This is a genomic window from Nonomuraea sp. NPDC049480, from assembly GCF_044465905.1.
In the GTDB taxonomy this organism is placed as follows: domain Bacteria; phylum Actinomycetota; class Actinomycetes; order Streptosporangiales; family Streptosporangiaceae; genus Nonomuraea.
The window spans coordinates 922,045-928,784 of sequence record NZ_JBITMD010000002.1; the positions used below are offsets into that span (position 1 = coordinate 922,045).

6 protein-coding genes and 2 rRNA genes are annotated in these 6,740 nt (G+C 70.2%); all 8 read right to left on the reverse strand.

Going from position 1 to position 6,740, the window contains the following annotated elements; genetic code table 11:
* Positions 1-85: 85 nt before the first annotated feature.
* The gene (mreC, locus tag ACIBX3_RS09680; RefSeq protein WP_397114972.1) at positions 86-964 is read right to left on the reverse strand and encodes a rod shape-determining protein MreC; all 879 of its coding nucleotides are present in this window, start codon (positions 962-964) and stop codon (positions 86-88) included.
* Positions 964-1,995 (reverse strand): rod shape-determining protein, encoded by a 1,032-nt coding sequence (locus ACIBX3_RS09685; protein WP_397114974.1) that lies wholly within the window; start codon positions 1,993-1,995, stop codon positions 964-966. Before ACIBX3_RS09685 ends, mreC begins: the two co-directional genes overlap by 1 nt.
* 266 nt (positions 1,996-2,261) lie before the next feature.
* Complete coding sequence (gene ndk / locus ACIBX3_RS09690) at positions 2,262-2,672, reverse strand: nucleoside-diphosphate kinase (protein ID WP_349451923.1); 411 nt, start codon at positions 2,670-2,672, stop codon at positions 2,262-2,264.
* 161 nt (positions 2,673-2,833) lie between these two features.
* Complete coding sequence (locus tag ACIBX3_RS09695; protein WP_397114976.1) at positions 2,834-4,612, reverse strand: hypothetical protein; 1,779 nt, start codon at positions 4,610-4,612, stop codon at positions 2,834-2,836.
* Between the two features lie 11 nt (positions 4,613-4,623).
* On the reverse strand, positions 4,624-4,941 hold the full coding sequence (locus tag ACIBX3_RS09700; RefSeq protein WP_397115038.1) for a DUF4233 domain-containing protein: 318 nt from the start codon (positions 4,939-4,941) through the stop codon (positions 4,624-4,626).
* Positions 4,942-5,034: 93 nt separating this feature from the next.
* Positions 5,035-6,324, reverse strand: coding sequence for a bifunctional folylpolyglutamate synthase/dihydrofolate synthase (locus ACIBX3_RS09705; RefSeq protein WP_397115040.1), 1,290 nt, complete (start codon positions 6,322-6,324; stop codon positions 5,035-5,037).
* Between the two features lie 128 nt (positions 6,325-6,452).
* A 5S ribosomal RNA gene (gene rrf, locus ACIBX3_RS09710) occupies positions 6,453-6,569 on the reverse strand.
* A 74-nt stretch (positions 6,570-6,643) separates the two neighbouring features.
* Positions 6,644-6,740, reverse strand: a 23S ribosomal RNA gene (locus tag ACIBX3_RS09715); the annotation flags it as partial.

The following is a 6,740-nucleotide window of genomic DNA, read 5'->3' on the forward strand; positions in this document are numbered from 1 at the left end:
CGCGCCCCCTTCCGGCCCGCCCCTCCGCTCACCACGATCCCGCACAGCCGGGTCAGGGCGACCTCTTCCGACCTGCGCCGCCCGCTCACCGCGACCGGTCCTTGGCGGGCAGCACCGCGTCACGCGGATCCCGCTTGGGCGCCTCGACTACCACGCCGACCACGTCGAGCGCCGTCAGATCCGCGTACGGCCGCGCGTAAGCGATGCGGGTCAGCTCCCCGGGCGTCGACTCCACCCGCTCGATCACCCCGATCGGCACCCCCGGCACGTACGGCCGCCCGTTCTGAGAGCCGAAGCTGACGATCCGCCCGCCTCGGGTCAGCGGCGCCGTGGAGTCGAGCAGCCGGAACTGCACGAGCCGCCCCTGCTCCCCCACCCCGTGCACGACCCCGATCTCCTTGCCGCCTTCCAGCCGCGCCCCGGCGGCCGAGGCCGGGTCGCTGAGCAACACCACCGTCGACGTGTGGGCAGAGGCGTGGATGACCCGCCCGACCAGCCCGTCCCCGTTGAGCACGGTCATCTCCGGCCGGACCCCGTCATCGGTGCCCGCGTCGATCTGCACGGCGTCCTCGAACCCAGGCTGCCCGCGCCTGGCGACCACGTTGGCCGTGACGACCTTGTATCCGCCCGCCCCGGCCAGGCCAAGGAGCTTCTTGAGCTCGTTGGAGCGGGCGGTGTCGAGCCTGCCGGCCAGCAGCCCCGCCCGCAGCTTCGCGTTCTCCTCCTTGAGCACCCGGATGTGCTCCTGGGCGCTCGGCGCGGTCAGGATGGCGTGCACGAAACCGCCGACCGGCCGCACCACCCCGCCGCCGAACTGTTCGGCCGTGCCGAAGACCCACGCCCCGGCCGCGCGCAGCGGGCGCAGGGGTGAGCTGTCGCCGGTGCGATGGTCAATGGTCAGGATGACCAGGGCCACCGTCAGCAGCACTCCGAGGATCAGCCGGGCTCGGCGCGAGTCTCTCATCAGTGCCGCGACTCCGGCACCAGGACATCCTGGAGCGCCTCGAACTCCTCGGCACACCTGCCGGAGCCGATGGCGACCGAGTCGAGGGCGTTCTCGACGAGGTGCACCGGCATGCCGGTCTCGGCCTTGACCCGCTCGTCGAGGCCCTTGAGCAGGGCACCCCCGCCGGTGAGCGCGATGCCGCGGTCCATGATGTCGCCGGACAGCTCGGGCGGGCACTTGTCGAGCGTGGTCTTCACCGCGTCCACGATCGCGTTGACCGGCTCCTCGATGGCCTTCCTGATCTCCTCACCGGACACGATGATCGTCTTCGGTAGGCCGCTGACCAGGTCACGGCCGCGGATCTCCGCGTGCGACTCCTCGTTCTGCGGGGAGGCCGACCCGATGGCCATCTTGATCTCCTCGGCGGTGCGCTCGCCCAGCATCAGCGAGAACTCCTTCTTGGCGAACGCGATCACCGCCTGGTCCAGCTCGTCGCCGCCGATCCTGATGGACTGGCTGGTGACCACGCCGCCCATCGAGATGATCGCCACCTCGGTGGTGCCGCCGCCGATGTCGACGACCATGTTGCCGGTGGGCTCGTGCACCGGAAGCCCCGCGCCGATCGCCGCGGCCATGGGCTCCTCGACGATGTAGACCTTCCTGGCGCCCGCCTGGTAGCCGGCCTCCTTCACCGCGCGCTGCTCCACGCTGGTGATGCCGCTGGGGACGGCGATGATGACGCGCGGCTTGGCGAGGTGTCGGCGTCTGTGCACCCTTTGGATGAAATATCGCAACATGCGCTCGGTCACGTCGAAGTCGGCGATCACGCCGTCCTTGAGCGGGCGCACCGCGATGATGTTGCCGGGTGTGCGGCCGATCATCCGCTTGGCCTCGATGCCGACCGCCACGATCTTGCCCGTAGTGGTGTTGATCGCCACGACTGACGGCTCGTTGAGCACGATGCCCCGGCCGCGCACGTAGACCAGCGTGTTGGCGGTGCCCAGGTCGACCGCCATGTCACGGCCGAGGAACGCGAGCTTGCTGCCCATGGGGAACGGAGCCCTCCGTAACGTCGTTCGCGAATGACTACGGATCGAATTCGAATCGTAACGTGACGTACCCACCGAGGGGTGCGATCAGCCCCCGCGCCCCTCAAAAATCTCCAGCCCCAACCTCAACCGCAATTTTGCCCGGATTGCACCACAACATCCTTTGGAACGTTCCAATAGCGCACCATACGCCGGCCCACCGACGAAAACGCCCGCGCCCGCGCAGCACGGACCGGCTGCACGGGCGCGGGCGGAGCGGCGATCGGCTAGAACCGGTCCGGGAAGAAGATCTTGATCTCCCTGGCGGCGGACTCGGGCGAGTCGGAGCCGTGGACGACGTTCTCGCCGATCTCCAGGGCGTGGTCGCCGCGGATCGTGCCGGGAGCCGACTTGACCGGGTCGGTGGCGCCGGCCAGCGCGCGGAAGGCCTCGACGGCCCGCGGGCCCTCCAGCACCATGGCGACGAGCGGCCCCGACGTGATGAACTCGACGAGCTCGCCGAAGAACGGACGCTCGGAGTGCTCCGCGTAGTGCGCCTTGGCGGTGTCGGCGTCGAGGGTGCGCAGGTCCATCGCCACGACCTTGAGGCCCTTGCGCTCCACACGGGAGATCACGTCACCGATGAGGCCACGCTTTACCCCGTCGGGCTTGATCAGGACAAGAGTGCGCTCGGACACTTGAAGTTCTCCTTCGAACAGAGTGGGGTCGCGGCTACCGGCGCCCGGCCTCACCGCGAGGACGCTTCGCGGGGGCAGGGTGGCCCGCGCGTCGCCGTAGCCGGGCCCTCAGCTTACCGTCCCGCGCCCACAGCCTCGTTTCCGATGAGGACGCCGGCCATCTATGAGGATGCGGCGTCCTCGGGCGAATGCCCTTGCGGCGGCACTGCCGGCGGACCGCCGGACGATTCACCGTCGGGCCGTGGTTCCAGCTTGTCGAAGGCCCCTCGGGACGACACGGGCAGCACCACCCGCGGAACGACGCCGGTCGGCTCCTCCTCGTCCCCCACGCCACCGGACCCCGCACCCCGGTCCGCCCCGCCGACGCCCGCCTCCGCGCGGATGACGTCTCCCCACTTACGTCCACCGTCCGCGCTGCCGCCGCCATCCGGCACAGCACGAGCCGCCGCGGCCTCACCGCCCTCGGCATCCCGCGAAGAGCCGTCGTCGACCGGCGCCTGGACGAGCAGCACATCGCCGGCCGCCTCGCCGGAGCCGGACGACGGCGGACCGTCATCGCCCTCGTCCGTCGCCGCCCTGCCGGGCCGCCGCGCCATCACGGCGGTGAGCACGATGACCGCCACCGTCAGGAAACCGCCGATCAGCGCCCACCAGTGCAACGCGCCGACAAAGCGGTCGACCAGCTCCTGAGCCGACTTCACGCCGTCCAGCATGGCCATCTGCACCCCGGTGCCGAGCAGGAAACCCGCGAGCACCCCGGCGAAGCACAGCGCCAACCCGAATGCCGCCACCCCGATCTCCACCTCCTGCAGCGTCGCCGTCAACGCCACCGCCGCCCCCACGGCGAGCAGCGCGAACGGCACCGCCAGGACGAGACCGTCGGCCGTCGGCACCACCAGCCGCACCGAGCACAGCCCAACCACCATGGACAGCAGCCCCAGCGGCGCCGGCCACCGGCGGCCGGCGCCCGCGAACAGCCGCACCACGACGGCCGCGCCCACGGCGAGCAGCCCCGCGACCCCGTACGGAATCCAAAGCCCGCGCAGCCCAGGCCCGCCGAGACCGCCCATCTCCACCAGCGTGACCTGCGCGGCGCTGGGCAGCAGCACGACGCCGACCGCCACCATGGAGTACGCCAGCGTACGGCTCTGCGCGGTGCCGATCGAGGCCAGCGCCAGCAGCCCGACGATCGCCGTGGCCGCCAGCAGGATCACCGGAATGGCCCGCCAGCCTTCGGTCGCGGTGCTGATCGCCACGACCGCGATGCCCGCCGCGGGCACGGCGGCCAGCAGCAGCCGGCTGCGCTCCCGCGGGTCCGGGCCGTCCGCGGCGGGACGGCCGAGCACCGTCCACACGAACAGATGGACGGCGGCCAGGGCCAGCGCCACCCCGGTCACCAGCGGGTACGGCTGCAACGTCACCTTCCAGCTGCTCACCTGGTCGAGCGGCCAGAGCGCCAGCCCTTGCGCCGCGAGCAGGCTCAAGCAGAACACGCCCACCCACAGGGCCCGCAGCGCCGGCGCGCGGCCCCAGACGGCCACGAGCGTGGCGGGCAGGACGAGCCCGGCGCCGATGCCGCGCAGCACGCGTACGGCCCCGACGACGAGCTCAGAGGCGGCGTACCCGCCGGCGGCGTCGGACAGCGCCACCAGCGCCAGCCCGCCCAGCACGACGTGGGCCGCCTGGACGCGCCGCAACACCACCGCCGCGAGCGGCACGGTCAGCATGAGCGCGGGCAGGGCGAGCCCGTGCGTGCGCATCAAGCCGACCTGGTCGATGTCGCCGGGCAGCAGCTTGGCGACGACGGAGAGCGTGTTGGGGATCGTGACGATCACCAGTGGCAGCGCGGCCACGACGAGCAGCCCGAGCACCGTGTCGAGCAACCATGGGTGTCTGAGTCCAGCCGGATGCGGCGACCGCTGGATCGGGGGGACGGCCATGTAGGCCGACTTTAGCGGGAAGTAGCGCCCTCGACACGGCGAGCGACGATAATCGCCGTGATCCATAGTGCCGCGAAGATCGCCCCGAGGAAGAACATGGCCGGGACGAGGAAACCCGTGCAGATCGCCAGCACCTGGACGACGCTGCCGGCGATGTAGCCGAAAGGCCTCTTGAGAAGGCCCGCGGCGACGACGCACAACACCGCCAAACCGATGCCGGCGGTCACGGCGAGCGCGGGCGCGACCCCGCTGACGGTGATCGCCACAGGCGTGATCAGCCCGGCCACGATGGCCTCCATGCCGAGCACGCTGGCCCCGAGCCTGCGCATCCCAGGCGTGACCTCAAAGCTCACTGCGAACCACCACCCTCACGACCGTGGCCGTCCATGGCGAACCACCGTCTTCGCTGCCGCAGCCGGCCATCAGGAACCCTCCGCCTTCAGCAGCCGACGCGCGTCGCCCGCCGTGACGACCGACCCTGTGATGAGCACTCCCGTGCCGCTGAACTCGCCTTCCGCGTCGGCGATGGCGATGCCCTTGTCGATGGCGTCGTCGAGCCGGTCGACGACGTGCACTCGGTCCTCGCCGAAGAGCGGCTCGGCCAGCGACGCGAGCTCCTCCGGCGCCATCGAGCGAGGCGAGGAGTTCCGCGTGACGACGATCTCCTCGAGCAACGGCTCCAGCAGCTCCAACAGGGCCTCGACGTCCTTGTCCCGCATGACCGCGACCACCCCGACGACCTTGGCGAAGTCGAACGCCTCGTGCACCCCCTCAAGGGTCGCCTGCAGGCCGCCGGGATTGTGCGCGGCGTCGACCACGACCGTCGGCGTGCGGCGCACCACCTCCATGCGCCCCGGCGACGACGCCTGCGCGAACGCCTGCCGTACGAGGTCGACGTCCAGCGGGTCGTCCCCGCCGGTCAGCGCCTCGACGGCGGCCAGCGCGCAGACGGCGTTGCTCGCCTGGTGGGCGCCGTAGAGCGGCAGGTAGACCTCGTCGTACACACCCTTGAGCCCGCGCAAGGTCAGCAGCTGCCCGCCGATCGCCACCTCGCGGCTCATCACCCCGAACTCGAGCCCCTCCCGGGCGACGACCGCGCCCACCTCGGCCGCCCTCCGCATCAGCACCTCCGCCGCGGACAGCTCCTGCTGGGCGAGCACGGCGGTCGTGCCGGGCTTGATGATGCCCGCCTTCTCACCGGCGATGCTCGGGATGTCCGGCCCGAGCCGGTCCGTGTGGTCGAGCGAGATAGGCGTGATCACCGACACGACCCCGTCCGCGACGTTGGTGGCGTCCCACGACCCGCCCATGCCGGCCTCGACGACCGCGACGTCAACGGGCGTGTCCGCGAACGCCGCGAACGCCATGGCCGTCAGCAGCTCGAAGAACTGGATCCGCCGCCCCTGGGTGTCGGTCAGCTCGACGTACGGGATGATCTCCTCGTACACCTCGGCGAACCGCTCCTCACTCAACGGCTCCCCGTCCACGCTTATCCGCTCGCGCACCGACACCAAGTGAGGGCTGGTGAACCGCCCCACCCGCAGGTTGCGCTCCTTGAGCAGCGCCTCGGTGAGACGGGCCGTGCTCGTCTTGCCGTTGGTGCCGGCGATGTGTATGACCGGGTACGCCCGCTGCGGCGCGCCGAGCACGTCGAGGAGGGCCGCGATCCTGTCAAGCGTCGGCTCGAAGTCCCATTCGACGCCGCGCTCCATGATCGCCCGTTCAACCGCACGAAAGTCCACTCTTCAACCCTACTGACGGCCGGCCCCGCTCCGGACCAGACCCTCCGGAAACACAAAAAAGCCCCTGACCATACCTGGCCAGGGGCTTTTTAAAGATTGTCCGGCGGTGACCTACTCTCCCACACCCTCCCGAGTGCAGTACCATCGGCGCAGAGAAGCTTAACTTCCGGGTTCGGAATGTAACCGGGTGTTTCCTTCCCGCCATAACCGCCGTAACCCTATGAAACACACAAGCAACACCGCTTGTTGTCTCAGAATTGCCTAGTGGACGCGAGCAAGAAAAAACTTTGAGGTCAAGTCCTCGGCCTATTAGTACCGGTCAGCTCCACACGTTACCATGCTTCCACCTCCGGCCTATCAACCCCATCGTCTATAGGGGGCCTTAC

Excerpts from the sequence above, each read along its gene's own strand:
- ACIBX3_RS09695 (WP_397114976.1), bottom strand. The coding sequence starts at position 4,612 with ATGGCCGTCCCCCCGATCCAGCGGTCGCCGCATCCGGCTGGACTCAGA.
- ACIBX3_RS09700 (WP_397115038.1), bottom strand. The coding sequence starts at position 4,941 with ATGCGCAGGCTCGGGGCCAGCGTGCTCGGCATGGAGGCCATCGTGGCC.
- ACIBX3_RS09685 (WP_397114974.1), bottom strand. The coding sequence starts at position 1,995 with ATGGGCAGCAAGCTCGCGTTCCTCGGCCGTGACATGGCGGTCGACCTG.
- ACIBX3_RS09705 (WP_397115040.1), bottom strand. The coding sequence starts at position 6,324 with ATGGAGCGCGGCGTCGAATGGGACTTCGAGCCGACGCTTGACAGGATC.
- mreC (WP_397114972.1), bottom strand. The coding sequence starts at position 964 with ATGAGAGACTCGCGCCGAGCCCGGCTGATCCTCGGAGTGCTGCTGACG.